This window comes from Shinella sp. SUS2, from assembly GCF_001262505.1.
Classification (GTDB): Bacteria; Pseudomonadota; Alphaproteobacteria; order Rhizobiales; family Rhizobiaceae; genus Shinella.
Map to the genome: position 1 here is coordinate 182,145 of NZ_KQ410723.1, position 26,115 is coordinate 208,259.

The 26,115-nt window shown below is 64.0% G+C and carries 28 protein-coding genes; 13 read left to right on the forward strand and 15 right to left on the reverse strand.

The genetic code is table 11. The annotated features are described in order from the left end of the window. Window positions 1-39: 39 nt before the first annotated feature. On the forward strand, window positions 40-693 hold the full coding sequence (gene yihA / locus AKG11_RS00825; protein WP_023513934.1) for a ribosome biogenesis GTP-binding protein YihA/YsxC: 654 nt from the start codon (window positions 40-42) through the stop codon (window positions 691-693). An 81-nt stretch (window positions 694-774) separates the two neighbouring features. Here yihA and AKG11_RS00830 read toward each other — a convergent pair whose 3' ends face one another. From AKG11_RS00830 to AKG11_RS00840, 3 genes are all read right to left on the reverse strand, one after another. Further along, window positions 775-1,332: a fasciclin domain-containing protein gene (locus AKG11_RS00830; RefSeq protein WP_023513933.1), complete on the reverse strand. Its 558-nt coding sequence runs from the start codon at window positions 1,330-1,332 to the stop codon at window positions 775-777. A 188-nt stretch (window positions 1,333-1,520) separates the two neighbouring features. Next, the gene (locus tag AKG11_RS00835; protein ID WP_050742624.1) at window positions 1,521-2,255 is read right to left on the reverse strand and encodes an anti-sigma factor; all 735 of its coding nucleotides are present in this window, start codon (window positions 2,253-2,255) and stop codon (window positions 1,521-1,523) included. Further along, window positions 2,252-2,791, reverse strand: coding sequence for a sigma-70 family RNA polymerase sigma factor (locus AKG11_RS00840; RefSeq protein ID WP_050742625.1), 540 nt, complete (start codon window positions 2,789-2,791; stop codon window positions 2,252-2,254). Before AKG11_RS00840 ends, AKG11_RS00835 begins: the two co-directional genes overlap by 4 nt. A 130-nt stretch (window positions 2,792-2,921) precedes the next feature. On the opposite strand from AKG11_RS00840, the gene argB reads away from it, so the two are divergent. Then, entirely contained in the window at window positions 2,922-3,809 is an 888-nt protein-coding gene (argB, locus tag AKG11_RS00845; RefSeq protein ID WP_023515234.1) for an acetylglutamate kinase, read from the forward strand. 18 nt (window positions 3,810-3,827) lie between these two features. Here argB and AKG11_RS00850 read toward each other — a convergent pair whose 3' ends face one another. Further along, window positions 3,828-4,745 (reverse strand): DMT family transporter, encoded by a 918-nt coding sequence (locus AKG11_RS00850; protein WP_023515235.1) that lies wholly within the window; start codon window positions 4,743-4,745, stop codon window positions 3,828-3,830. A 101-nt stretch (window positions 4,746-4,846) separates the two neighbouring features. Between AKG11_RS00850 and AKG11_RS00855 the strand changes: the two genes are divergently transcribed. Beyond that, complete coding sequence (locus AKG11_RS00855) at window positions 4,847-5,542, forward strand: pyrimidine 5'-nucleotidase (RefSeq protein WP_037405961.1); 696 nt, start codon at window positions 4,847-4,849, stop codon at window positions 5,540-5,542. 133 nt (window positions 5,543-5,675) lie between these two features. Then, the gene (locus AKG11_RS00860) at window positions 5,676-6,644 is read left to right on the forward strand and encodes an EF-hand domain-containing protein (RefSeq protein ID WP_050742626.1); all 969 of its coding nucleotides are present in this window, start codon (window positions 5,676-5,678) and stop codon (window positions 6,642-6,644) included. A gap of 113 nt (window positions 6,645-6,757) precedes the next feature. On the opposite strand, the gene AKG11_RS00865 is transcribed toward AKG11_RS00860, so the two are convergent. Then, window positions 6,758-7,651: an LOG family protein gene (locus AKG11_RS00865; protein WP_050742627.1), complete on the reverse strand. Its 894-nt coding sequence runs from the start codon at window positions 7,649-7,651 to the stop codon at window positions 6,758-6,760. A gap of 187 nt (window positions 7,652-7,838) precedes the next feature. On the opposite strand from AKG11_RS00865, the gene dapD reads away from it, so the two are divergent. From dapD to AKG11_RS00885, 4 genes are all read left to right on the forward strand, one after another. Continuing rightward, complete coding sequence (gene dapD, locus AKG11_RS00870) at window positions 7,839-8,696, forward strand: 2,3,4,5-tetrahydropyridine-2,6-dicarboxylate N-succinyltransferase (protein ID WP_050742628.1); 858 nt, start codon at window positions 7,839-7,841, stop codon at window positions 8,694-8,696. A gap of 3 nt (window positions 8,697-8,699) precedes the next feature. Beyond that, window positions 8,700-9,086, forward strand: a complete 387-nt coding sequence (locus AKG11_RS00875; protein ID WP_050742629.1) for a DUF805 domain-containing protein — start codon at window positions 8,700-8,702, stop codon at window positions 9,084-9,086. A gap of 90 nt (window positions 9,087-9,176) precedes the next feature. After that, on the forward strand, window positions 9,177-10,370 hold the full coding sequence (gene dapE, locus AKG11_RS00880) for a succinyl-diaminopimelate desuccinylase (RefSeq protein WP_037405964.1): 1,194 nt from the start codon (window positions 9,177-9,179) through the stop codon (window positions 10,368-10,370). Continuing rightward, window positions 10,357-10,953, forward strand: a complete 597-nt coding sequence (locus AKG11_RS00885; protein ID WP_023512909.1) for a hypothetical protein — start codon at window positions 10,357-10,359, stop codon at window positions 10,951-10,953. Before dapE ends, AKG11_RS00885 begins: the two co-directional genes overlap by 14 nt. A 25-nt stretch (window positions 10,954-10,978) precedes the next feature. Here the strand turns inward: AKG11_RS00885 and truA are convergent, their stop codons facing one another. The 3 genes from truA to def all read right to left on the reverse strand — a co-directional run bounded on the left by truA (window position 10,979) and on the right by def (window position 13,282). Continuing rightward, window positions 10,979-11,722 carry a tRNA pseudouridine(38-40) synthase TruA gene (truA, locus tag AKG11_RS00890; RefSeq protein WP_050742630.1) on the reverse strand — a complete coding sequence of 248 codons (744 nt, stop codon included), beginning with the start codon at window positions 11,720-11,722 and terminating at the stop codon, window positions 10,979-10,981. Then, window positions 11,722-12,666 (reverse strand): methionyl-tRNA formyltransferase, encoded by a 945-nt coding sequence (fmt, locus tag AKG11_RS00895; protein WP_050742631.1) that lies wholly within the window; start codon window positions 12,664-12,666, stop codon window positions 11,722-11,724. Before fmt ends, truA begins: the two co-directional genes overlap by 1 nt. Window positions 12,667-12,757: 91 nt before the next feature. Next, complete coding sequence (def, locus tag AKG11_RS00900; protein ID WP_023512912.1) at window positions 12,758-13,282, reverse strand: peptide deformylase; 525 nt, start codon at window positions 13,280-13,282, stop codon at window positions 12,758-12,760. Between the two features lie 145 nt (window positions 13,283-13,427). Between def and AKG11_RS00905 the strand changes: the two genes are divergently transcribed. The 3 genes from AKG11_RS00905 (at window position 13,428) to AKG11_RS00915 (ending at window position 18,157) form a co-directional block, all read left to right on the forward strand. Beyond that, entirely contained in the window at window positions 13,428-14,600 is a 1,173-nt protein-coding gene (locus AKG11_RS00905; RefSeq protein ID WP_050742814.1) for a DNA recombination protein RmuC, read from the forward strand. 44 nt (window positions 14,601-14,644) lie between these two features. Next, the gene (locus AKG11_RS00910; protein ID WP_050742632.1) at window positions 14,645-15,544 is read left to right on the forward strand and encodes a ribokinase; all 900 of its coding nucleotides are present in this window, start codon (window positions 14,645-14,647) and stop codon (window positions 15,542-15,544) included. Window positions 15,545-15,823: 279 nt separating this feature from the next. Continuing rightward, a complete protein-coding gene (locus tag AKG11_RS00915) occupies window positions 15,824-18,157 on the forward strand; it encodes a methyl-accepting chemotaxis protein (RefSeq protein WP_050742633.1) in 2,334 nt (777 codons plus the stop codon). A 59-nt stretch (window positions 18,158-18,216) separates the two neighbouring features. On the opposite strand, the gene AKG11_RS00920 is transcribed toward AKG11_RS00915, so the two are convergent. Then, window positions 18,217-18,576 carry a hypothetical protein gene (locus AKG11_RS00920; protein WP_050742634.1) on the reverse strand — a complete coding sequence of 120 codons (360 nt, stop codon included), beginning with the start codon at window positions 18,574-18,576 and terminating at the stop codon, window positions 18,217-18,219. Next, window positions 18,576-19,517, reverse strand: a complete 942-nt coding sequence (locus AKG11_RS00925; RefSeq protein WP_050742635.1) for a nucleoside hydrolase — start codon at window positions 19,515-19,517, stop codon at window positions 18,576-18,578. Before AKG11_RS00925 ends, AKG11_RS00920 begins: the two co-directional genes overlap by 1 nt. 186 nt (window positions 19,518-19,703) lie before the next feature. Here AKG11_RS00925 and AKG11_RS00930 point away from each other — a divergent pair, with 186 nt between their 5' ends. Next, window positions 19,704-20,135 carry an Hsp20 family protein gene (locus AKG11_RS00930; RefSeq protein WP_024270221.1) on the forward strand — a complete coding sequence of 144 codons (432 nt, stop codon included), beginning with the start codon at window positions 19,704-19,706 and terminating at the stop codon, window positions 20,133-20,135. 132 nt (window positions 20,136-20,267) lie between these two features. Continuing rightward, window positions 20,268-20,525: a BQ00720 family protein gene (locus tag AKG11_RS00935; RefSeq protein ID WP_024270222.1), complete on the forward strand. Its 258-nt coding sequence runs from the start codon at window positions 20,268-20,270 to the stop codon at window positions 20,523-20,525. Between the two features lie 18 nt (window positions 20,526-20,543). Here AKG11_RS00935 and trmB read toward each other — a convergent pair whose 3' ends face one another. The 5 genes from trmB to AKG11_RS00960 form a co-directional block, all read right to left on the reverse strand. Then, a complete protein-coding gene (gene trmB / locus AKG11_RS00940) occupies window positions 20,544-21,245 on the reverse strand; it encodes a tRNA (guanosine(46)-N7)-methyltransferase TrmB (protein WP_024270223.1) in 702 nt (233 codons plus the stop codon). 7 nt (window positions 21,246-21,252) lie between these two features. Then, window positions 21,253-22,491, reverse strand: a complete 1,239-nt coding sequence (gene metK, locus AKG11_RS00945) for a methionine adenosyltransferase (RefSeq protein ID WP_023516952.1) — start codon at window positions 22,489-22,491, stop codon at window positions 21,253-21,255. Between the two features lie 205 nt (window positions 22,492-22,696). After that, complete coding sequence (locus tag AKG11_RS00950; protein WP_024270224.1) at window positions 22,697-23,116, reverse strand: helix-turn-helix domain-containing protein; 420 nt, start codon at window positions 23,114-23,116, stop codon at window positions 22,697-22,699. A gap of 147 nt (window positions 23,117-23,263) precedes the next feature. Further along, window positions 23,264-24,847 (reverse strand): apolipoprotein N-acyltransferase, encoded by a 1,584-nt coding sequence (gene lnt, locus AKG11_RS00955; protein WP_050742636.1) that lies wholly within the window; start codon window positions 24,845-24,847, stop codon window positions 23,264-23,266. 114 nt (window positions 24,848-24,961) lie between these two features. Next, window positions 24,962-26,113 carry a hemolysin family protein gene (locus AKG11_RS00960; RefSeq protein WP_050742637.1) on the reverse strand — a complete coding sequence of 384 codons (1,152 nt, stop codon included), beginning with the start codon at window positions 26,111-26,113 and terminating at the stop codon, window positions 24,962-24,964. Between the last annotated feature and the right edge of the window lie 2 nt (window positions 26,114-26,115).

Below are 26,115 nucleotides of genomic sequence, written 5' to 3' on the forward strand. Positions count from 1 at the left end.
AACCCGGAAGCCGGGGGCCGGACAACAAGGGCACGATTTATGACCGAGACGACGTCGCAGGACGACAAGCCGCTGTTCGGCAGGCCGTGGATCTTCATCCGCGGCGTGCCGGCGATGAAATTCCTGCCGCCCGAGGGGCCGCCGGAGATCGCTTTCGCCGGTCGCTCGAATGTCGGCAAGTCCTCGCTGATCAACGCACTGGTCGGCCACAAGGGCTTGGCACGCACATCCAACACGCCCGGCCGAACGCAGGAACTCAACTACTTCGTCCCGGATGGCTTTTCCGGCGCGGAGGACGACCTGCCGCCGATGGCGCTCGTCGATATGCCCGGCTACGGCTATGCCCAGGCGCCGAAGGAACAGGTCGACGCCTGGACCAAGCTCGTTTTCGACTACCTGCGCGGTCGCTCGACGCTGAAGCGCGTCTATGTGCTGATCGACAGCCGCCACGGTATCAAGAAGAACGACGAGGAGGTGTTCGCCCTGCTCGACAAGGCGGCCGTCTCCTACCAGATCGTGCTGACCAAGACCGACAAGATCAAGGATGCCGGCGTGCCGCGCCTCGTTGAAGAAACGCTGCAGAAGATCGCCAAGCGTCCGGCCGCCTATCCGGAGGTGCTGGCCACCTCCTCGGAAAAGGGTCGAGGGCTGGACGAATTGCGCAGCGCCATCATCACGGCCATCACGCGATAAAAGAGCCGCCGGCAGAACCGGCGGCCCAGGGCTGACGAAGGCTGATCCGAGCCGAAAGAACGCGGGCCCGGATTTTCGAGGTCAGGCCTTCGGCAGCAGAACCTTGTCGATGACGTGGATGACGCCGTTCGACTGCTTGACGTCGGCGATGGTCACGGACGCCGTGCCGCCTGTCTCATCCGTCAACGTGATCTTGTCGCCGTCCATCTTGGCGGAAAGCATGCAACCGCCGACGGTCTTCACGGGGTGATTGCCGCCATCATCGGCGATCATCTTGCCGATTGCTTCCGACAGCGCATTTGCCGCCACCACATGGCAGGTCAACACCTTGACCAGCTGATCCTTGTTTTCCGGCTTCAGCAGCGTGTCGACCGTACCGGCCGGCAACGCCGCGAAGGCCTCGTTGGTCGGCGCGAAGACGGTGAAGGGGCCGGCACCCGACAGTGTCTCGACGAGCCCGGCGGCTTTCACGGCAGCCACCAGCGTCGTATGGTCCTTCGAATTGACCGCGTTTTCGACGATGGTCTTGTTGTCGTACATCGGCGCGCCGCCAACCATCGGGTTTTCCGCGCGAGCCGCAAAGGCACCAAGCGCGAAAACCGTGACGAGGGCAGCGGTGCGAAGCGTGAAACGGGTCATGGATAGGGTCCTTTTTTCCGGCCCCGCGGCATGCGGGTCCTCCCGGTTGTGATGCCCGAGGGGCGATCACTGGGAGCAACGGGCGCCTTGAAAAAAGAGTTTCAGGACAGGCGAACTTTCTTACAAACCATTGTCCGGAAAACGAAAAAGCCGCGAAACGCGCGGCCCTCTTCGTTTTCTTCGTTCCATCAATCGAAGCGGGCTGCACCTGATGCGATGACCGGACCAGTCACGCTACCGCTCATCGATCCGCCAAAGGGCTCGACGCTGACGGCAAGGACCGAACCCTGTACGATGCGGCTACGCATGACCGCCGGCACAGCCAGCTCACCTTCGCCGGTTTGCGGCAGGACGCCAAGCGAGACCGGCGATTTTCCGTCCTCAACGAGCCAAAGCTCCAGCGATTTTTCCTTTTCCTTTCCGGCTGCGACGGGCGTGACGCGCAACGCACCGTTCGCCTCGTCGTAGCGCGCAACGAGATTGATCGCAGCTCCCTCGCCGGCAAGATCAGCGACCAGCCGGCCGCCGCTCTGCGGGCGGGGCGCCAGAAGCGTGCTCATCGAGAAGGCAAGCCCGGCAGCAACGGCAAGCGAGGCGAGTGCAAGCGAACGCCAGAGGGCCAGCGAATTCCAGAAGCCGCCGGAGACCTTGCCGGAAAAGGCGGCGTCCGGCGGTGAGGTGCCAAGGATGCGCTGCTCGATGGCGGAGAAGGTGCGGGGCGGTGGTTGCAGCACCTCGTAATCGTCATTGAAGGTGGAGAGGTTTTCTTCCCAACGGTTCACCATGGCGGCGAACTGGCGATCCTCGGCAAGCCGCTCCTCCACCTTGCGGCGGTCTTCGGCGGAAAGCACCCCGAGCACGTATTCGCCCGCGATCACCTCGTCGCGGCGGGGGTCTCTCATGTCTTTGTCGGGCGCCGTCATCGGCTCATGCACTCTCTCAGTTTCAGAAGGCTTCGGCGAAGCCAGGTTCTCATCGTGTTCAGTGGCACATTGTGGATTTCGGCAAGCTCTTCATAGCTCAGACCCTCTATATAGGCACGCCGGACGGCCGATGCCCGTCCGGGCTCCAGCTCCGCCATGCATGTATCGATCCGACGGCCCTCCGACTGCAACACGACGGCCTCCTCCGGCGTCATGAGCGGGTCGGCAATATCATAGGCCTCATCGATGTCCGTTGCCACCGGTCTTCGCGCACGAATGACGTCAATGGCGTGGTTGCGTGCGATCGCGGCGAGCCAGGCCATCGGGTGCACATTGCCGGCCACGTAGCGATCGGCACGCTGCCAGATCTTGACATAGACCTCCTGCAACGCCTCCTCCGCTTCGCTCCTGTCGCGCAGGATACGGAGGCAGATGGCAAAAAGTTTCGGGGCACTCGCCTCGTAGAGCACGGCGAAGGCCTTGCGGTCCTTCAGTGAAACGCGGCCGATGAGGTAGGAGATGTCATTGCCGGTCACGCGCCGCTCCCTGCCTGTCGCGCCGCAACCCTAGTCTTTTTCCCCGACCATACGCAATCTCGTATCCAAATCATTCCATCGTCACGAAACATGCGTTAAACAGGCGCCCACCCGTTCCCAAGAGGCCGCCATGTCCCTATCCGAAAGCGAAACCCAAGCCCGCCTTCTCGCGCAAGCCCTGCCCTTCATGCAGCGCTACGAGAACAAGACCATCGTGGTGAAATATGGCGGCCACGCCATGGGCAATGCGGAACTGGGCAAGGCTTTCGCCAGCGACATCGCACTGCTCAAGCAGTCGGGCGTCAACCCGATCGTCGTGCATGGCGGCGGCCCGCAGATCGGCGCGATGCTGAGCAAGATGGGCATCGAATCGAAATTCGAAGGGGGCCTGCGCGTCACCGACCAGAAGACGGTCGAGATCGTCGAGATGGTGCTCGCCGGCTCGATCAACAAGGAGATCGTCGCGCTGATCAACCAGACCGGCGAATGGGCGATCGGCCTTTGCGGCAAGGATGGCAACATGGTCTTCGCCGAAAAGGCCAAGAAGACCGTCATCGATCCGGACAGCAATATCGAGCGTATTCTCGATCTCGGCTTCGTCGGCGAGGTGGTGGAGGTCGACCGGACCCTGATCGACCTGCTTGCGAAATCCGAGATGATCCCGGTCATCGCTCCCGTCGCGCCAGGCCGCGACGGCCATACCTACAACATCAATGCCGACACCTTCGCCGGCGCCATCGCCGGCGCACTGAACGCGACGCGCCTGCTCTTCCTGACGGACGTACCCGGCGTGCTCGACAAGAACGGCCAGCTCATCAAGGAACTTTCCGTGGCCGAAGCCCGCGCCCTCATCAAGGACGGCACGATTTCCGGCGGCATGATCCCGAAGGTAGAAACCTGTATCGACGCCATCAAGGCCGGCGTGCAGGGCGTCGTCATTCTGAACGGCAAGACCGCCCATTCCGTGCTGCTCGAAATCTTCACCGAGCACGGCGCCGGCACGCTCCTCGTGCCCTGATCCGGCTTCGGCGCTGCTTCAGCCGTAGGCGAGCAGCGCCAGCACCCCAACGACGATGAGCGCGCAACCGGCGATTTCCAGACGGTTGATGCGCTCCTTGAAGATGAAGACGGTGGAGGCGAAGGTGAACAGCATCTCCACCTGCGCGAGCGCCTTCACGACGGCAGCCTGCTGCAATGTCATCGCCATGAACCAGCCGAACGAGGCGGTGGCGCCGACGAACCCGACGAGAAGCGCCGGGCGCCACGCGGCCGCGATGCGCGGCAATTCGTTCCTTTCACGCAGCAGGATCCAGCCGAGCATCAGCACGGTCTGCAACACGATCACAAAGACCAGCGTATAGCTTGCCTGCATCATGTAGTCCGGCACCGGCAGTGTCGGTGCAAGCGCCAGCGAGGCGGAGCGGTAGGCGACGGCGGAGATGCCGAAGAACGTGCCCGACAACAGACCGATCGCAGCCGTCCGCGAAAAGACCGACGTCACGAGCGTGCGCAGCGACACCACGCTGCGGGCCACCGAGATGATCATCACGCCGGCAACGGAGATGGCGATGGCGACGAGTGTTCCGGCCGAAGCCCGTTCGCCGAGGAAGACCAGCGCGAAGACGGCCGCTTGCGCCGGCTCCGTGCGCGAATAGGCCGTTCCGACCGCGAAATTGCGGAACGAGAAGAGGTGGACGAGGAGGAAGGTCGCTGCGATCTGGCCGATCCCGCCGAGAACGGCCCAGAGGAAGAAGGCCGCACCCGGCACCGGCAGCGGCCTTGCCAGCACGACGGCGAGGATGCCCATGTAGAGGAGCGCAAAGGGCACGCCGAAGCCGAAGCGCACAAAAGTCGCACCCGTCGTCCCCATTCTGCCTTTGAGATGTTTCTGCATGGCGGAACGGACGTTCTGGAGGAAGGCCGCCGCGACTGTGATGAGAACCCAGATTTCCATATCCTGCCGCTAACACGCGGGCCTTGCCGAATCCATCACCGGATCCGAAAGGCATGGAAAATTCCATTTCCCTCGGCGCGGGCCCATGCCATAAGACGCCCATGAGCGATCTTCCGAACAAAGCCGATTTCAGCCATGTGCGTGACTGGGTCTTCGACCTCGACAACACGCTGTACCCGCATCATGTCGATCTCTTCGCCCAGATCGACAAGAACATGACAGCTTACGTCTCGGCCCTCCTCGGCCTGTCGCGCGAGGACGCGCGCACCCTGCAGAAGCAGTATTATTTCGATCATGGCACGACGCTGAAGGGCCTGATGATCCATCACGCCATCGATCCGGCGGACTTCCTCGAAAAGGCGCATGCGATCAATTACGACGTGCTGTCACCCGACCTGCCGCTCGGCGAGGCGATCCAGGCGCTGCCGGGCCGCAAGTTCATCTTCACGAACGGCAGCGTCAAGCATGCCGAGATGGCGGCAAGGGCCCTCGGCATCTTCCACCATTTCGACGACGTCTTCGATATCGTGGCTGCGGAGTACGTCCCGAAGCCGGCGGGCGCGACCTACGACAAGTTCATGGCGCTGCACCGGGTCGACACGAAACAGGCCGTGATGTTCGAGGATCTGCCGCGCAATCTCATCGTGCCGAAGACGCTCGGCATGAAGACCGTTCTGCTGACCCCGCGCGACGAGAATCATGAATTCGTCGATGCCTGGGAGAAGCGGACGGACGGCGACAAGCATATCGACTATGCGACTTCAAACCTGACGGCCTTCCTCAACGCGCTGCTCTAGGCAAGAGCCCGACATATTACCGACACGGAAAAAACCCTTTTCCGTCAAAAGCTTGAATTACCAATTTGTAACTGGTGCCGGCCGGCATTCCCCCTATCCTGCCTTCCCAAGGGACGCTGATGGATGGAAAGGAATGACCATGACCAAAAAGGAACTTCTTCTCGGCGCCGTCGCCGCCGGCCTTCTTCTTTCGGGCGCCGCCGCCCCCGCATTTGCCGCCAAGGGCGAGGGCCGGCACGGACCGCGCCATGCCGCGATGGTCGAGCGTCTCGACACCAACAAGGACGGCAAGGTCTCGCTCGACGAGTTCAAGGCCAACATCTCCGCCACTTTCAAGACCTTCGATACCGACGGCAACGGCCAAGTGACGAAGGACGAGATCAAGACCCGCCACGACGCGTTCCGCGAGGCCCGCAAGGTCGTGCGCGATGCGGCCGATGCCGACAAGGACAAGGCCCGCGAGGCGCTGCGGGCTGCCGGTCCCTTCATGCTGCCCGGTGCCGGCCGCATGTTCGACCGCGCCGACACCGACAAGAACGGCACGCTCTCCGAAGCCGAAGTGCTCGCCTCTGCCGAGACGATCTTCGAACGCCGCGACAGCAACAAGGACGGTGCGATCGACACGGCGGATGCTCGCCCCCACAAGGGTAAAAGCTGGGGCAAGGGCAACCACGGCAAGGGCGGCGAAGAGCGTGCCGAGCGCATGCTGAAGCGCCTCGATGCCAACAGCGACGGCAAGGTCTCGCAGGACGAATTGCTGCAGCGCGCCGCAGAAACCTTCCAGCGTTTCGACGCCGACAAGAACGGCGAGGTGACGAAGGCCGAGGTCGATGCCAAGCGCGAAGCCTTTCGTGATGCCCGCAAGGCCTACCGCGCGGTGAAGGCGACCGATGGGGAGGCCAAGGAAGCCGCGCTCAAGGCGCTGAGCGAAGCCCGGTTCGACCGCATGGGTGGCCGCATGTTCGAACGTGCCGATGCCGACAAGAACGGCGCGCTGACCAAGACGGAGATGGAAACCGCCGCAGCGGCGATGTTCAAGCAGCGCGACCGCAACGGCGACGGCTTCATCACCGCCGACGAGATGGGCAAGCGCCACAAGTAATCAGCCCGTCGGATACAAAACGCCCCGGTCGATGCCGGGGCGTTTCTGTCGGTGAAGCCACTCCCTCGCCTCGATACGGGGCGGGAAAGACAGAGGAGCAGCCTCGCGGCGTGTCAGCCTTGAGCGGCAACCGCCTGCTCGGCTTCCAGATTCTCGTAAAACTTCACGATGATGTCCCAGGCCTCGTCGGCCGTCTCGACGAACTGCATCAGCTCCACATCACCCGGCGCGATCGTGCCAAAGGCCGCGAGCGCTTCAAAATCGATGATCTTGTGCCAGAACGCCTTGCCGAACAGGATGAGCGGCACCAGCGCCATGCGGCCCGTCTGCATCAGCGTCACCGTCTCGAACAGTTCGTCCAGCGTGCCGAAGCCGCCCGGAAACACCGTCACGGCCTTGGCGCGCAGCAGGAAGTGCATCTTGCGGATCGCGAAATAGTGGAAGTTGAAGCTGAGCTCCGGCGTGACATAGGGGTTCGGCGCCTGCTCGTGCGGCAGCACGATGTTGAGGCCGATCGACGGCGCGCCGATATCGGCCGCCCCGCGATTGCCCGCCTCCATGACGCCGGGCCCACCACCGGTGACGACGACATACTCCTTGAAGTCGAGCTCGGCCGATTTTTCCGAGCACATGCGCGCGAACTTGCGCGCCTCCTCGTAATAGACCGAAGCGGCTTCGAGGTTGATACGCTGGGTCTCGTTGCGCGCTGCCCAGGCCTCCTGGCCGGGCGCGGGAATGCGCGCGCCGCCGAACATCACGACCGTCGACTTGATGCCGCGTTCGGCAAGCATCATCTCGACCTTCAGAAGTTCCAGCTGGAGGCGGACCGGGCGTAGCTCCTCGCGGCAGAGGAAATCGTCATCCACATAGGCAAGCCGATAGGCCGGATGGGCCGACTGCGGCGTCTGCGGCACCACCGCGGCGCGGTGCTTGTCCTGCGCGCTGTCGGCCAACGGATCCCACACGCCATCCTTGCGACGCAGATTCTTCTTCTTCAGTCTCGCCATGTCACTTTCCTGCTTGCTGGCCTGCTTTCCGGCCCCACGGGATTACCATTGCGCCCGTGCGACAGTATCTGCCGGAAAGGGGCTTCATCTTTTCCGGCACTTGCTCTAGAGCATTTTGCAGATCGATGAAATCAACCTTCCGGCATCCCGACAATCGAAAATAAGCCTCGAAGTTTAAGGAATTCCGATGAGCCTGTCCGACCTCGCCACCCTTTCCGCCACCATCGAGCGCGCCTTCGAGGAACGCGACGGCATAAACACCGGCACGCGCGGTGAAGTGCGCGATGCCGTGGAGACGTCCCTCAACCTTCTCGACGCCGGCAAGGTGCGCGTTGCCCAGCGCGGCGAGGATGGCACCTGGACCGTCAACCAGTGGCTCAAGAAGGCCGTTCTGCTCTCCTTCCGCCTCAACCCGATGGAGATCGTCAAGGGTGGCCCGGGCGATTCGTCCTGGTGGGACAAGGTGCCCTCCAAGTTCGACGGCTGGAGCGTCAACGAATTCGAGAAGGCCGGCTTCCGTGCCGTGCCGAACTGCGTGGTGCGCCGCTCGGCCTATATCGCGCCGAACGCCATCCTGATGCCTTCCTTCGTCAATCTCGGCGCCTATGTCGGCGAGGGCACGATGGTCGATACCTGGGCGACGGTGGGCTCCTGCGCACAGATCGGCAAGCACGTGCACCTCTCGGGCGGCGTCGGCATCGGCGGCGTTCTGGAGCCGATGCAGGCCGGCCCGACGATCATCGAGGACAATTGCTTCATCGGCGCCCGTTCGGAAGTCGTCGAGGGCTGCATCGTGCGCGAGGGCTCCGTGCTCGGCATGGGCGTCTTCATCGGCAAGTCGACCAAGATCGTCGACCGCGCGACGGGCGAAGTGACCTATGGCGAGGTGCCGCCCTATTCCGTCGTCGTCGCCGGTTCCATGCCGTCAGACAAGACCATGCCGAACGGCCTGCCCGCGCCAAGCCTCTACTGCGCCGTCATCGTCAAGAGTGTCGATGCGCAGACCCGCTCGAAGACCGGCATCAACGAACTGCTCCGGGACTAAGTCATGGCGGTCGTGGAAGAGCAGAGGCCGAGCCTCGCCTGGCTCTTCTTCGGCTGGTCCGGCCGGGTCAGCCGGGTGCCCTTCGCGCTCGGCTGGGCGTTCTGGCTCATGCTGCTTTCGGCGGCGCTCGCCCGCATCATCATCGTGCCGAAGGAGGATCCCTCCTTCCTCCTCTGGTCCTTCGTCTTCGTCGGCATGGCGCTCGTCTCCACGGTCTCCTCCGTTCTCCTGACGGTCAAGCGGCTGCACGACATGAACCTGCCGCTGCCGCTGATCATCTGCCTGTTCATCCCGGCCATCTCCTTCTTCGCGCTCTTCGCCTTCATGGTCTGGCCGGGAACGAACGGGCCGAACGACTATGGCAGCCTGCCCAATCGGCCGAAAGACTGACAGGCCCTCTTCTGGCGCGCGTGACAGCGCACGGGCGATCGGCTAAATCTCGATTCTCACTCCTCCCTTTCGTGCCGTGACCGCATGTCCATGACCCCCGCCGATCCGATCGCCAATCTCGCAACACTCATCCGCTGCCCCTCCGTCACCCCTGCCGAAGGCGGAGCGCTGTCGGCGCTCGCCGCCATGCTGGAGCCGCTCGGCTTCACGGTGGAGCGCATGACGGCGCGCGAGCCCGGCATGCCCGACATCGAGAACCTCTATGCCCGCATCGGCACCGAGGAACCGCACCTGATGTTCGCCGGCCACACGGATGTCGTACCCGTCGGCAACGCGGCGGCCTGGACGCATGCGCCCTTCGGCGCCGAGATCGCCGACGGCGAGATGTTCGGCCGCGGTGCGGTAGACATGAAGGGCGGCATCGCCTGCTTCGTCGCCGCCGTCGCGCGCCAGATCGCAAAGAACGGCCCGCCGAAGGGTTCGCTCTCCTTCCTCATCACCGGTGACGAGGAAGGCCCGGCCGTCAACGGCACGATCAAGCTGCTGCAATGGGCCGCGGAGCGTGGCGAACGCTGGGATGCCTGCCTCGTCGGCGAGCCGACGAATCCGGACCAGCTCGGCGACATGATCAAGATCGGCCGGCGTGGCTCCGTCTCCGGCACGATCACGGTGCATGGCGTGCAGGGCCATGCCGCCTATCCGCATCTTGCCGACAACGCCGTGCGCGGCGTGATCGCGCTCACCGACGCCCTGATGCACCCGCCCTTCGACGCCGGCACGGAGAACTTCCAGCCGTCGAACCTCGAGGTGACGACGATCGACGTCGGCAACCCCGCGACCAATGTCGTACCGGCACAGGCGATCGCCCGCTTCAACATCCGCTTCAACGACAGCTGGACGGCCGAGACCGTGATGGCCGAGATCGTGCGCCGGCTTGATGCCGCAGCGCGCGACGAAAGGCTGCGGCCGGGCCGCCCGCCACTCCGCTACGACATCGCCTGGGCCGAACGCCCGAGCCACGTCTTCCTTACCCGCAACGACCGGCTGATCGCCTCGCTGTCGGGTGCCGTGGAGACCGTGGTCGGCCGTGCGCCGAAACTGTCGACGACGGGGGGCACCTCCGATGCCCGCTTCATCAAGGACTATTGCCCGGTCGTGGAGTTCGGCCTCGTCGGACAGACCATGCACATGGTCGACGAGCGCGTGGCCGTCGCCGATCTCGAGACACTGACCGTGATCTACGAGACCTTCATCCAGCGCTGGTTCGGCGATGCCCAGGCTTGACGAGGTCCTGTATTATCTCACCGGCGTCTTCCTGCTCGTGCGGCAGAAGCAGGAAGGCTTCGGCTGGCTGGACCTGACGGTGCGCGGGCTTGCCCGTTCCTTCTGGGCCTTCGCCTGGTGCCTTCCCGCCTTTGCCGTCATCTGGGCGTCCTGGCGGCTCTATTTTCTCGGCAGCATGCCGGCGGGAACACCTGCCGGCCTCCCCTTCTTCGTCAAGCTCCTGGTGATCGACGTGGCGGGCTGGCTGCTGCCACTGGTGCTGCTTCTGGCGCTTGCGCGCCCGCTCGGCTACGGCAGGCATCTGGCAACCGTCGTGACGGCGAGCAACTGGATCGCCGTGCCCTTCGCCTATGCGGCGGCGATCCCCTTCGCGCTGACGCTGGTTCTGCCCGGGAGCGCGCCCTTTGCCGGCCTGCTGCTCTATGCGGTCTTCGGCGCCAGCGTCGTGCTGCAATTCCGCCTCGTCTGGATGTGTGTCGGCAAGCAGACGCTGCTCGCCTCCGCCATCACGGCGATCTACGTGCTGCCGCCGATGATTGCCGGGCAGCAATTGCAACAGGCTCTCGGCACGCTGCCGGGCTGACCGGCATTCCTGCGTCCAGAAACGGTTAGTAGTCGACAGCCATGAAGTAGAGCCCGTCCGGCGGCGCAACGGGGCCGCAGGCCTTGCGGTCGCGTGCCTCAAGCGCGCTGCGCACATCCTCCGGCGTCCACTTGCCCTCCCCCGCCAGCTTCAGCGTGCCGGCGAAGGAGCGGATCTGGTTGTGCAGGAAGCTCTGCGCCGAAACGCGCATCTCGATCAGGTCGCCGCTGCGCGTCACGTCCAGCCGGTCGATGGTGCGCACCGGGCTGTTCGCCTGGCATTGGGCAGCCCGGAAGGTCGTGAAATCATGCCTGCCGACCAGCATCTGCCCGGCGGCATGCATCATCTCGTGGTCGAGCGTCCTGGTCACAAACCAGGCCCGGTTCGCCTCCAGCGCCAGCGGCGCCGGGCGTGAGATGATGCGATAGAGATAGTGCCGCTTCACCGCCGAGAAGCGGGCGTCGAAATCATCGGGCACCTCAGCGGCATCGAGGATCACGACCCGCTCGCGGGCCATGCCGAGATGGGCGTTGAGCGCGTTGCGCAGCGTGTGGTCCCTCCACACCCGTGAAAGATCCGCATGGGCCACCTGCCCCATGGCATGCACGCCGGAATCCGTGCGCCCCGCGCCGCGGATCGAGACGGTCTCGCCCGTCAGCGACAGAATGGCCGCCTCGATGGCCCCCTGCACGGAGTGCCCGTTGTCCTGCCTCTGCCAGCCGACATAGGGCGTGCCGTCATACTCGATGCGGAGGCGGTAGCGCGGCATCAGCCGATGACCTGGCCGGCCGCGACGGGCGTGCCGCGAAGGAAATCCGCTGCGTCGAGCGGCTTGCCACCCGCCTTCTGCAGGCGCACGAGCCGCACGGCTTCGCCATCACCGCAGGCGACCGTGAGCCGGTCGTCGAGAACCGTGCCGGCAGCCTTCGCCGTGGTTTCACTCGCCCGCGCACTCGCCAGCACCTTCACCCGCTCCGGCTTGCCACCGACCGGCAGCTCGAACCAGGCGCCGGGGAAGGGCGAGAGACCGCGGATATGGTTGTGCACATCGCCAGCCGGACGGGAAAAATCGATGCGGGTCTCGGCCTTGTCGATCTTGGCGGCGTAGAGCACGCCCGTCTCGGCTTGCGGGGTCAACGGCAGGTCGCCGGCCTCCAGCTTTGCCATGGCCTCCGTCATCAGGGCGCCACCTGTCTGCATCAGGGCGTCATGCAGCTCGCCGGCCGTCATGCCGTCGCCGATCGCCACCCGGCGGGTGAGCGCGACCGGGCCGGTATCAAGCCCCTTTTCCATCTGCATGACCATCATGCCGGTTTCCGCATCACCCGCCATGATCGCCCGCTGGATGGGCGCCGCGCCGCGCCAGCGGGGCAGCAGCGAGGCATGGCCGTTGTAACAGCCGAGCCGGGTACCGGTCAGGATCGCCTCCGGCAGCAGGAGACCATAGGCGACGACGACGGCGACGTCCGCCTTCAGCGCGTGAAAGGCCGCGCGATCGGCCTCCTCGCGGAAATTAAGCGGCGTGAAGACCGGAAGCCCAAGCTTTTCCGCCGCCTGGTGCACCGGCGACTTCACCAGTTCGAGGCCACGGCGGCCGGCCGGGCGGGGCGGCTGCGAATAGACGGCGACGATCTCGTGGCCGGCTTTCACCAACGCCTCCAGCGTCGGCACGGAGAAATCCGGCGTGCCCATGAAGATGATGCGAAGGGCCATCGGTCAGCCTCCATGAAAGCAATACCGGCAAAGGCGCGAAGCGTTTTGCCTCCGGCATTGCGGGAAAACGGAAACCTGGGCGGTTGTCGCCTCAGAGCGCCTTGCTGCCACGCAGCTTCGCCGCCTTGGTGAATTTGCGGATCACCATCTCGCGCTTCAGCTTTGAAATATGGTCGATGAACAGCACGCCGTTGAGGTGATCGATCTCGTGCTGAAGACAGGTCGCCAGCAGCCCGTCGGCCTCCGTCAGCTGCTCCTTGCCGTCCCGGTCGAGGTGCTTGACGGTGATGACGGCAGGACGCTCGACCTCTGCATAATAGTCCGGGATCGACAGGCAACCCTCCTCGTAGACCGAGCGGGTATCCGAAGCGGAGACGACTTCCGGATTGATGAAGACGAGCGGCTTCTTGTCCTCGCCCTCCTTGGAAACGTCGAGCACCAGCATGCGGCGCGCCACACCGATCTGGATGGCGGCAAGGCCGATGCCCGGCGCATCGTACATGGTTTCCAGCATGTCGTCGGCGAGCTTCTTCACCTCGCTGTCGATGGTCTCGATGGGCTTCGAAACCTGGCGGAGGATCGGATCGGGAAGGATAATCAGCGGCTTGATGGTCATGCGCCTCCTTAGCGCGGTTTTTTGACGCTTTCAATCGGCTTCGACTGCCGCCGGCGCTGCAGTGCGCGCATCTCTGTTCACGTTATGATCTGGTTTCCGCCGCAATCCGTGTTATGGTCGCGGCATGATCGATCCGACCTTTGACATGTTGCTTGCCTCCTTCCTCACTCGACTTGGCGGCCCCGGCCCGGCACTCATGCTGCTCGCAGCCGCGCTGATCGCCGTTTTCGGCCTCCTTTCGGCCCGCCGCAGCCAGGCGCGCCAGCGCGAGGCTGCGGGCATGGCGGAGTTGCGCTTTGCCGAACTCCTGAAAGCGCAGACGGAAATGCAGGGACGCGTCGCCGCCATGGCCGAGGTCTTCGGCTCCAAGCAGTCGGAAACAAACCAGGCGATCAATGCCCGGCTCGACGGTCTGACGCAGCGGCTCGGCCAGTCGATCTCAGAACAGACCCGCTCGACGCACGAAAACCTGCGCCGCCTGCAGGAACGGCTTGCCGTCATCGACAATGCGCAGAGCAACATCCAGTCCCTGGCGAAAGACGTGGTCGGCCTCCAGGCGATCCTGTCGAACAAGCAGACGCGCGGCGCCTTCGGCCAGTCGCGCATGGAGACGATCATCGCCGATGCCATGCCATCGGGCGCCTACCAGTTCCAGGCGCAGCTTTCCAACGGCGTCAGACCGGATTGCACGATCCGCATGCCGAACGGCCAGCCACCCCTGGTCGTCGATGCGAAATTTCCGCTCGAGGCATGGAATGCCCTGTCGGACGGACGTTCTCCCGAGGCCGCCAAGCTCGCCGCGCAACAATTCCGCCGCGACATGGAGACCCATATCCGCGATATCGCCGAAAAGTACCTGCTGGCCGGCGAGACGCAGGACACCGCCTTCCTCTTCGTGCCCTCGGAATCGATCTTCGCCAGCATCCACGAGAATTTCGAGGCTATCGTGCAGCGGGCACACCGGGCACGCATCGTCATCGTCTCGCCATCGCTGCTGATGCTCTCCGTGCAGGTATTGCAGGCGCTTCTGAAGGATCAGCGCATGCGCGAGCAGGCCCATGTCATCCAGGGCGAGGTCGCCAGGCTGATGGACGATTTGACGCGGCTCGACGACCGGGTGCGCAAGCTTTCCGGTCATTTCACCGCAGCCCAGAAGGATGTCGACCTCATCCTGACCTCCACAGAGAAGCTCACGCGGCGCGGCGCGCGCATCGGGGACATGGATTTCGAGGCAACCGCACCGCTTTCTCCACCGGCGGAGGCGGCTGTCGAGACCCGAACGGGACAGCTTCGCCTGAGGGTGGTTGACGAAGACTGACCGCCTCGGGCAGTGTCCGGCGGAAACCATAAGGGGCACCTCTCATGATCACCGTCTTCGGCTCCATCAACATGGACCTCATCGCCACGCCAGAACGCCTGCCGAAGCCGGGTGAGACGGTGATGGGCAGCAGCTTCACCACCGCCGCTGGCGGCAAGGGCGCCAACCAGGCGCTCGCCGCCCGTCGCGCCGGCGCGATCGTACGCATGGCCGGCGCCGTGGGCGACGACCGGCTCGGCAGCCAGGCGCTGGCCCTGCTCGCCGACGCCGCCGTGGACCTCAACGGCGTACGCTCCGCCGCCGAGGCGACCGGGACGGCCCATATCCTTGTGGACGACGAGGGTGAGAACGTCATCGTCGTCGTACCGGGCGCCAATGGCACCGTCAGCGAGGAGGACGCCAAGCGCACCGTCGGCGGCATGACGCGTGGCGACTATCTGATGCTGCAGTTCGAAATTCCCAATGCCGCCATCGAGGCCGCGCTCGTCAGCGCCAAGCAGAAGGGCGCCATCTCGGTCGTCAACATCGCGCCGTTCAGCGCCGATGCCCGCCGCCTCGGCGCGATGGCCGATATCCTCGTCGCCAATGAAACGGAATTCGACCTCTTCGTCGGCAAGGGCGAGCTCTCCGACGAGGCGCGCGAGACGACGATGCGCGCACTGCATGCCGACAGCGGCCAGACGATCATCGTCACGCTTGGCGCCGATGGCGTCGTCGCGATCCGCAAGAACGAGATCTTCCGCGCCGCCGGCCTCAAGATCGAGCCTGTCGATACGGTGGGGGCGGGCGATACGTTCTGCGGCTATCTTGCCGCCTCGCTCGATGCCGGCCTCGGCTTCAAGGAGGCGCTGCGCCGTGCAGCCGTCGCCGGATCGCTCGCCTGCCTGAAGCCCGGCGCCCAGCCCTCCATCCCCTTCGCTCCCGCCGTCGATGCCGAAATCTGACGTCGACGCGGCGGCTCCGCCTGTCGGATTTCGCAATTGGCACATCGGGCGTCGCATTGGCTGCGGCGCCTGAAAAATCAGCTGGTTGCGCCGAGAAGTGGTGGCGATATTTGGCTATTTATTAATATTTTATAGGTTACTGAAGTCCTCAGGCGCGGCCCTTCCGGTCGGCTGCCGTCGGCGCTGGTCGCGCGCCCCGACCTCCATGATGGAGACCCCCTGCAAACGAATGTGCTCCTCCGCGGTGCCGCCGCGGACGTCTCTCATCGTGAGGATTTTATGTTCAAGTTCCAGGCCAAGTCGCTCGCGACGAAGCTCATCGCGGTTACCGGCGGCACGATCGCCCTGGTGATGCTCGCCTCCAATACCGTACTCATCAGCCAGACGCAGAGCCGCGTCGCCGATCTCGTCTATTCCGAAGCCGACACCGAGGCGAAGGCGATCGCCGCCGACATCGCGACCGATATCGGCCAGCTGGCCAGCGCCGCGCGCTCCATGGCGGGCGTGATCGAGCAGGGCCAGGCCGGCGGGCATTTCGACCGCAAGGAAGTGGTCGACCTCATCAAGGCGAATGCGGAAAAGAACAGTTTCGCGCTCGGCAGCTGGTTTGCGGAAGAGCCGAACGCCTTCGACGGCAAGTCGCGCGAGACGGCCGAGCAGCTGGAAACCGGCACGTTCAAGGACGGCTCGTTCAACCCTTACTGGACGAAGCGCAAGGACGGCTCCATCGCGCTTTCCACCTTCGAATCCGACTACAAGGCCGAGTGGTATTCGCTGGCTGCCGGCAGCGGCAAGGGTGCGATGAGCCAGCCCTACAAGGAAAGCTCGACCGGCGAAGGCTTCACCATGGCCTCCATCGCCTTTCCGGTCGCTCCGGGCGGCAAGCTGATCGGCGTCACCGGCGTCGATGTCTCGCTGAAGACGCTCAACGAAAAACTCAGCCAGCTGAAGCCCTTCGGTGAGGGCCGCGTCATGCTGCTGTCGCAGACCGGCAAGTGGATCGTTGCGCCGAACGCCGACCTCCTGATGACGGATTATGACGGCCAGGGTGCCGAGATTGTCAAGGAAGCCCTTGCCACAGGCAAGACTGGCCGTATCGAGAACCTCTCCTTCGACGAGCTGGCCGCCTTCGACCGTGTCGTCTACCCCTTTGCCCTGCCGGACATCAACACGACCTGGATCGTGCTGGTCGACGTGCCGCGCGCGGCAATCGCCGCACCGATCAACGACCAGACCCGCATGATGATCCTTGGTGGCCTGATTGTTCTCGGCGCCGTGCTTGCCGGCCTTTACACCGCCATTCGCGTCTTCGTACAGAAGCCGCTTGCCGGCCTCGTTTCCGGCGTGGCAACGCTCAGCAGCGGCGTCTATACTCAGCCGATCGCCGGCCAGGAGCGCTCGGACGAAACCGGCTCGGTCGCCAAGGCTCTGGAAGGGTTCCGCCACCAGCTTGCAGACACCAAGCGCCTGGAAGCCGAAGCCGACAACCAGCGCCAGCTGACCGAGACCGAGCGCAACCGATCGGAAGCCGAGCGCGCCGAATCGAGCGCCCTCCAGCGCGACATCGTCGCCCGCCTCGGCGACGGCCTTGCCCAGCTTTCCTCCGGCAACCTGACCTTCCGCCTCTCCGGTGATTTCCCGGGCGAATACGGCAAGCTCAAGAACGATTTCAACTCGGCGATCGCCAGCCTCGAGGAAACGATCCAGACGGTCAATGCCTCGGTCGGGAACATCGGCGGTGGCACGGGCGAGATTTCCAAGGGCGCGGCCGATCTCTCGCACCGCACCGAACAGCAGGCGGCAAGCCTGGAAGAGACGGCGGCCGCCCTCGACCAGATCACCTCGCAGGTCAACTCCAGCGCGGACAATGCCCGCGTCGCTGCCAAATCGGTGGAAACGGCCAGCAACGACGCCAGCAAGTCCGGCGAAGTGGTGCAGAAGGCGATCGACGCCATGCGCGGTATCGAGCACTCCTCGCACGAGATCTCCAACATCATCGGGGTCATCGACGACATCGCCTTCCAGACAAACCTTCTGGCGCTCAATGCCGGCGTGGAAGCGGCGCGCGCGGGCGAAGCCGGCAAGGGCTTTGCGGTCGTCGCCCAGGAAGTACGCGAGCTCGCCCAGCGCTCGGCCAACGCCGCCAAGGAGATCAAGACGCTGATCAACACCTCCGAGGTGCAGGTCCGCGAGGGCGTCGATCTCGTCGGCAAGGCCGGCAGCGCGTTGGAAAACATTGCCGACCAGGTCATCCAGATCAACAGCCTCATCCGCCAGATCTCCTCGTCCGCCTCCGAACAGGCCGTCGGCCTCAAGGAGATCAACGCGGCCGTCAACCAGATGGACCAGGTGACCCAGCAGAACGCCGCGATGGTCGAGGAGACCACCGCCGCCTCCATGGCGCTCAACGACGAGGCCCAGACGCTGAAGTCGCTCGTCGCCCGCTTCCGCGCCGGCGCGGCCACCATGGCCGCCCAGCCGGTACAGCAGGCAACCCGCCGCGACGTCCAGCCGCAGCGCACCGCCTATCAGGCGCCGCGCACGACGGCCCGCGCCATGCCGCAGGTCGCGGGCAACACGGCGCTTGCTCAGGATGATTGGGAAGAGTTCTGAGGCGGACCGAATAACGAAAAAAGGGCCGGCGGAGACGCCGGCCTTTTTGTTTATGGGACTTACTTCCGCTCCGTCGGCTGCGCCTGGAGCCGGCCGCGGGAGCGCGATCGGCTGGCGCTCGCAAGGCGTTGCGTGGCCTCCTTCAGCTCCAGTTCGGAAAAGAGGTCCCGATATTCAGGCCGCAGCATCATCGCCTCCATGGAGAGCTCCCGCTTGCCCGCGTCGAGCAGCCGCTCCAGCCCGGTCGTGCCGGGTTTGAACACGAGTTCCTTCGCGGCCCCCACGCCGCCATTGAGCAGCACGAAGCGGCGCAGCAGGACCGGGCGGAAGCCAAGCGTCGCGAAGCGATCGTAGAGCGCCATCATCTCCTTGTGGAAACGGCCTTCGGCACCCGGTTCGGCGCTGCGGGGGCCACGCATCAGAGACGGCCGACGCGCTCGGCGAGGAGAGCGAAGAAACCGTCGGCATCGACATCCTTCATCACCCGCGCATTGTGCTTTCGGTCGGTAACCTGCCACCAGTCGACGACGGTCATGCCAACGGTGAGCGGCGAAGCGGTCTCGATCTCCACGTTGCAGTTACGGCCGGAGAACAATTCCGGCTTCAGGAGATAGGCGATGACGGTCGGATCATGCAGCGGGCCGCCGTCGGAGCCGTATTTTTCGACGTCGAAACGCTCGAAGAAATCCAGCATCTCGACCAGGGCCTTGGCGGGGCGGCTGCCGATCGCACGAAGCCCGGCGACGCGGCTCTTCAGGGTCAGAACCTTGTGCGTGACGTCGAGCGGCATCATGACGATCGGAATGCCGGACTTGAAGACGGCAGCGGCTGCTTCCGGATCGACATAGATGTTGAATTCGGCGGCCGGCGTGATGTTGCCGCCCTCGAAGAAGCCGCCGCCCATCATGACCAGTTCGCGCACACGGCCGGCAATGTCCGGCGCCTTTTCCAGCGCCATCGCGATGTTCGTCAGCGGACCGAGCGTGCAGAGCGTCACCGTGCCCGCCGGTTCGTGCCGGAGTGTCTCGATGATGAAGTCCACGGCGTGCTGGGCCTCCAGCGGCATCCGAGGCTCGTGCAGCTCCGGGCCATCGAGGCCGGTCTTGCCATGGACATGCTCGGCGGTGATCAGCGGACGGGCGATCGGCTTGTCTGCGCCGGCATAGACCTTCACATCGGTGCGGGAGCAGAATTCCAGGATGATGCGGGCGTTGCAGGACGTGCGCGCCAGCGGCACGTTGCCGGCGACGGTGGTGATACCGAGGATATCGAGTTCTGGGCTGCCGAGCGCCAGCATGATTGCGGCGGCATCGTCCTGGCCGGGATCCGTGTCGATGATGATTTTCCGTGGCTCAGACATGCCGTCTCCGTTTCCTCACTGGTTCTGTTCTTGGCCCGCGCTGCGCAGGCGAAGCGGCGACTATATTTGCGAAATCGCCGTTCGCAAGCGTCTTGCGCCCTGCATCGGCAATCCCCATATTGCAACCATCGGGATGCCGAGGCCGGGTCCCGCCACAAAGTCGCTTGAAAGCCAAGGACTAGACGCATGTCACGCATGACCCCTTTCACGAGCCCGCTGCTCCTGGGCTTCGACGCCATGGAAAAGACCCTTGAGCGCATCGCCAAGGGCAATGATGGCTACCCCCCGTACAATATCGAGCGGCTTCAGCCGAACGGCGAGACGGGCGCACCGGAACGGCTGCGCATCACCCTTGCCGTCGCAGGTTTTTCCGACGAGGAGCTCGATGTGACGACGGAGGAAAACCAGCTCGTCATTCGCGGCCGCCAGGTCGACAGCAGCGAGCGGGATTATCTCTACCGCGGCATTGCGGCCCGTCAGTTCCAACGCACCTTCGTGCTTGCCGACGGCATGCGCGTTTCGGGAGCGGAGCTGAAGAACGGCCTGCTCTCGGTTGACCTCATCCGGCCCGAGCCTGTGCGAATGGTAAAGAAAATTAACATTTCCGTATCAGACTAGATCATGAGCCGTTCCTGCGGGAACACCCGCCGGAACGTTTCAAGCGTAACCTGATCGCCTGACGTACCGATGGGCCATGGTGGCCATGGACGTCCGGTGGCCGGCCCTGCCGGCATTGCCATGGAGGCAAAGATGGGACTGAAGAGCGTAACCCCCACCGTTTCAAAGGCAGACCTCGCGCATCTTGGCGCCGGTGAAGTCGGCTACATCAGGAAGATGAAGGCCGATGAAGTCTCGCGCGTCTTCCCGGAAGCGCCGGAAATCGACCCGAGCCTGGATCTCTGGGCCCTGTTCGGCGCCGATGGCACGCCGATCCTCCTGACGGACAACCGCTCGAGCACCTTCTACAAGGCGGCCGAGGACGACCTGCGCACCGTCAGCCTGCACTGATGTCCCGAAAACCTTCCGTCAGAGACGGCGGAAGGTGAGATAGGCCGACTTTCGGCCCTCGCGCTTGGCCTTGGCCTCGTAGCGCGTGCCCGGCCAGCCGGCAAACGGCGTCAGCCAGTCGACCGCGTTTTCGGCGGTCCACACGAAAGCGGGATGAGAACCGCAGTGCATAAGCGTCCAGTTGACATAGGTGTCGATGTCGGACGCGAAGCAGAAGAGCCCGCCGGGCTTCAGCACCCGGGCAAAGCGGTCGAGATTGACCTTCGAGACAAAGCGTCTCTTCCAGTGCTTCTTTTTCGGCCACGGATCCGGATAGAGCAGATCGATCTGATCGATCGAAGCTGCCGGAAGCCAGTCCAGCAACTCCGTCGCATCGTCATCATAAAGCCGGATGTTCTTCGCGCCCGTCTCCTCGATGCTGCCGATCAGCTTCGCCATCGAATTGACGAAGGGCTCGACGCCGATGAAGGCGGTATCGGGCGTTTCCTGCGCGCGGTGGATGAGATGTTCCCCGCCGCCGAATCCGATTTCGAGGCGCATCCGGTTCGGAGAGAAATCGTAAAGCGTGGTGATATCCGCCGGTGCCGGGGTCGAAAGGTCGACCTTCAGCACCGGCAGCACGGTTTCAAGATGCTGCGCCTGCCGCTCCCGCAGCGGTTTTCCCTTGCGACGACCGAAGAAGGCTTCGCTCGCGCGGCTGCGGCGCTCTGCATCCGTCATGTCGGCCTCAGTTCTTCAGGGCTTCCTTGAGAGCCTTGACGAGGTCGAGGCGCTCCCAGGCGAACGAACCGTCACGGCCGGCCTTGCGGCCGAAATGGCCATAGGCGGCCGTCTTGGCGTAGATCGGCTTGTTGAGGTCGAGGTGGCGGCGAATGCCCGACGGGGAAAGGTCCATGACCTTGCGGATCGCCTCCTCGACAGCATCTTCGCTGACCTTGCCGGTGCCGTGCAGGTCGACATAAACCGAGAGCGGCTGTGCGACGCCGATGGCGTAGGAGAGCTGGATCGTGCAGCGGTCGGCAAGGCCGGCCGCAACAACGTTCTTGGCGAGGTAGCGCGCGGCATAGGCGGCAGAGCGGTCGACCTTGGTGGTGTCCTTGCCGGAGAAGGCGCCGCCGCCATGCGGGGCTGCACCGCCATAGGTGTCGACGATGATCTTGCGGCCGGTGAGGCCGGCGTCGCCGTCCGGTCCGCCGATGACGAACTTGCCGGTCGGGTTGATGTACCAGGAGCAATCGTCGGCGATCTCGATATCGTGCAGCGCCTCGCGGATATAGGGCTCAACGACCTCACGGACCTTCTTGGAATCCCAGCTGTCATCCAGATGCTGCGTGGAAAGCACGATCGAGGCGACATCGGCGGGCTTGCCGTCGACATAGCGCACGGTCACCTGGCTCTTGGCGTCCGGGCCGAGCTTGCCCGCATCGCCCTCGCCCTTCTTGCGCGCGTCGGCGAGAAGCTGGAGGATGCGGTGCGAGTAATAGAGCGGCGCCGGCATCAACTCCGAGGTTTCGCGGCAGGCGTAGCCGAACATGATGCCCTGGTCGCCGGCACCCTCGTCGCCCTGCTTGTCGGCGGCATTGTCGACGCCCTGGGCGATATCTGCGGACTGTGAGTGCAGGAGCACGTCGATCTTCGCTGTCTTCCAGTGGAAGCCATCCTGCTCGTAGCCGATATCGCGGATCGCCTTGCGGGCGGCGGACTTGAACTTGGAGGGGTTGATGACGTCGTTGCCGTCCTTGTCCTTCTTCAGAAGGCTTGGCGGCAGGCGCACTTCACCAGCAATGACGACGCGGTTGGTCGTCGCAAGCGTTTCGCAGGCAATACGGACCGACCAAGGATCGACCTTCGACTTCACGGCTTCGCGGTAGACCAGATCGACGATTTCGTCGGAGATGCGGTCGCACACCTTGTCCGGGTGGCCCTCGGCGACGGACTCGCTGGTGAAGAGATAACTGCTGCGCATGCGGGAATTCCCCTCAAAGAAAATGGACTTCGACGTTGTTATTCAGTTCGCAGGGGAAAGACAAGCACAGAAGGACATAAGAATATGTTTATGTCCCGGCATTCCAGGTGTTGCCGCACGCCTGTCACGCCCACGTGGCAGGCTCCCGTACAAACGAAAAGCGGCCCCGAAGGACCGCCTTTTCTTTGCCAATCTCACCGGGAGGTCACTCGAGTTCGGCCTCGGCAGCGAGCGCCTTCACGAGGTCCACGAGCTTGCGGCGCACCTTGGGGTCGCCGATCTTGACGAAGGCCCGGTTGAGCTGGAGACCCTCGGAGGACGACAGGAAGTCGACCACATAGTTTGAACTCGATGCTTCGGCAAAGCCCGTCTGGGCATCCGCCTGCTCGCCCGGCGCATCCTCGAAGAAGAAGGAGACGGGCACGTTGAGAATGCTCGAAATGTTCTGCAGACGGCTGGCGCCGACGCGGTTCGTGCCCTTCTCGTATTTCTGGATCTGCTGGAAGGTGATGCCGAGGCTTTCGCCGAGCTTCTCCTGACTCATGCCGAGCATGGTCCTGCGAAGCCGGATCCGGCTGCCGACGTGAATATCAATCGGATTCGGCTTCTTTTTGTTTTCCATCATCAATGTGTCCTAACGCGCGGAAATGGCCCCACCCTGCCGACGGCCCTCAGGAGACTTAACGTCACGTTGTATGCGCAAACCCTGAAGGTCGCCACAATACAAGAAAACCGCCGACGGCGTGCACTATGCTATTTTAGGGGTTTTCGGTCAATTCGTCCTGTTTCCAAAACCAATGCGAGAAATGCCTGCTGCCACGAATAGAACGGCAAGCACAATCAGAAACGACCAATTCCGCCACTTTGCCAACTCACCGGGCGCAAACCTTCCCGGAACGGTTGCATCAACAAAGCCCGGAACGTCATGAGCAAGGCCCGTAACCACCCTGCCCTTGGCATCCACCACGGCAGAAATGCCGTTGTTGGCGGCGCGAATCAGTGGAAGACCGCGCTCGACAGCGCGCAGCTGCGCCTGCTGGAAATGCTGGTAGGGGCCGGGCGTCCTTCCGAACCAGGCATCGTTGGTGACGTTCAGAAGAGCAGTGGCCGTATCGACCGACCCGGTAATCTCCGAGGGGAAAATCGCCTCGTAGCAGATCAGCGGATAAAACCCCTTGCCGAGCGCGCTCAGCAGCTGCGGCTCCCGGGCGGCGGAAAAGCCGCCCGGCATTGCGACGGCGTCGACGCCGAGACCTTCGAACATCTCCGCAAAGGGCATGTATTCGCCGAAGGGTACGAGATGCACCTTGTCGGCTGCGCCGGTTATCTGTCCCTTGCCGTCAATGGAATAGATGGAGTTGTAGTAGCGCGGAGCCTTGCCGGAGCCGGCGCTTTCGGTGCGCACGGCACCGGCGATCAGCATCTGGTCATCCTCCAACACGGCTGCGATACGCACCAGCGCGTCGGGATTGTCCGTCAGGATGAAGGGAATGGACGTCTCCGGCCAGACGATGATGTCAGGTCGCTTGCCACCCTCCGCCGGCTTGGCGACACTCAGGGCGAGATGCCGCTCGAAGATTTCCGCGCGCGCGCTGTCGTCGAGCTTCATCGCCTGGTCGATGACCGGCTGGACGAGGCGGATGACGGCCGTCTCGTCTTCGGGCGCCGGCAAGAGGTAAAGGGCATAATAGCCATAACCGAGCTGAGCAGCGAACAGCAGACCGGCGAGCGACAGGCCGATCCCGCGGCCGCGCCGCGTACCGATCAGTGCCGGCGCAGCGAAGACGAAGACGGCAAGCGCGTTCATGCCGGCTATGCCGACGACGCCCGCCGACTGCATGAGCAACGGCACGGGCATCGCTCCATAGCCGACGGCATTCCAGGGGAACCCGGTGAACAGCGTGCCGCGCAGCCATTCCGCAATGCCGAAAGCGAAGCCGAGCGCCGCGATGCGCCCCATGCCGTCCGACCAGAGGAGGCGGGCGAGCGCCGCCGCAAAGCCGTAATAGAGAGCAAGGAAGGCCGGCAGACCAAATACGGCGAGCGGCAACGCCCACGCGAAGGCGTCCGCCTCGACGAGCAGCGCGTTGCCGAGCCACCAGAGCCCACCAACGAAATAACCGAAACCGAAGAGCCAGCCGATACGGAAGGCGGGCGCGAGGCGCCGCAGCAAGCCTGCCTCCGGCGCGGCGCTCGCACCGTCGAGCAACCAGACGAGCAAGGTGAAGGAGACGAACAGCGCCGCAAAGAAGCCGAAGGGTGGCAGTGCCAGCACCCCGATCAAGCCCGCAAGAAATGCCAAAAGCGCCCGTCTTGTCCCAGACAGGAGCATGACCCTGCCCGCAAGCCGCTCCATGCTGTCCCCTTTTTATGTCCCCGAATCAGCCGCGCCAGTTTCCCAAAAAACCAGCGCCTTGTCCCGCGTCACGGCGGCACAAGGCGCAGATCGTTTTTCGAAGGTGCCGCCCGACTATTCGGCGTTCGCCCCATCGTTCTGCTGTTCCGGCAATTTTTTCCGCTCGCCGGCAAGGGACAGTCCCTCACCCTCGGGCTTGCGCTCGCGGCGGCGAACGGAGCCGGCGCGCTTGCGGGTGACACGCACCCGTTTGACGCGACGCGGGTCGGCGTCGAGGATATGGAATTCGAAACCGGGCACCGCCTGCACCACCTCGCCGCGCACCGGAATGCGACCAAGCGAAGCGAAGATCAGGCCGCCGAGCGTATCGGCGTCTTCCAGTTGTTCGCGGATGTCGAAGTCCGGGCCGATCGCCTCGGCCAGTTCCTCGAGTTCGACACGGGCATCGGCGATGAAGACGTCGTCGCTCACGCGCTGGATCATGGCTTCGTCGTCGTCGTGCTCATCCTCGATATCGCCGACGACCATCTCGACGATGTCTTCCAGCGAGGCAAGGCCGTCCGTGCCGCCGTACTCGTCGATGACGAGGGCCATCTGCGTGCGGTCGGCCTGCATGCGTGCCATGAGGTCGGCGGCAAGCATGGAAGGCGGCACGAAAAGAACCTGACGGATGATACCGGCTTCGGCGACGGTCTTCGACAGATCGACGCGGCCAAGGTCGAACTCGGCCTTTGGCGTGCGGGCCGGCTTCTCGCCACTGGCGGGTGCGGCCTTTGCACCGGTACGCCGCTTGTTGCGAGCCTGCTTGGTGACATAGGCGAGCAGGTCGCGGATATGGACCATGCCTCGCGGATCATCGAGGCTTTCGTTGTAGACCGGCATGCGCGAACGGCCGGAATCCTCGAAGATCACCATCAGTTCGGCAATCGTGATGTCCTGATCGACGGCCTCGATATCGGCCCGCGGCACCATGACATCCTCGACCCGCACCTCGCGGAAACGAAGAATGTTGTGCAGCATCGCCCGCTCTTCGGGCAGGAAGGTCGGCTCGCCGCCGCTCTCTTCCGTCATCAGGGCCTCGGCAAGGTCCTTGCGCAGACTGGAGGCACCTGTCATGCGCCAAAGCCGTGCTGCACGGGACCAGAAGGATGTCCGGCCCCCGCTTTCCGGCTTCGGCGCGCTGCTACTACTGCCCGCCTCGTCCTGACTTGAGGCGTCCGCCTCGCTCTTTTCCGTCGCTACGGACTGGTTTCTAAAGTCGCTCATTG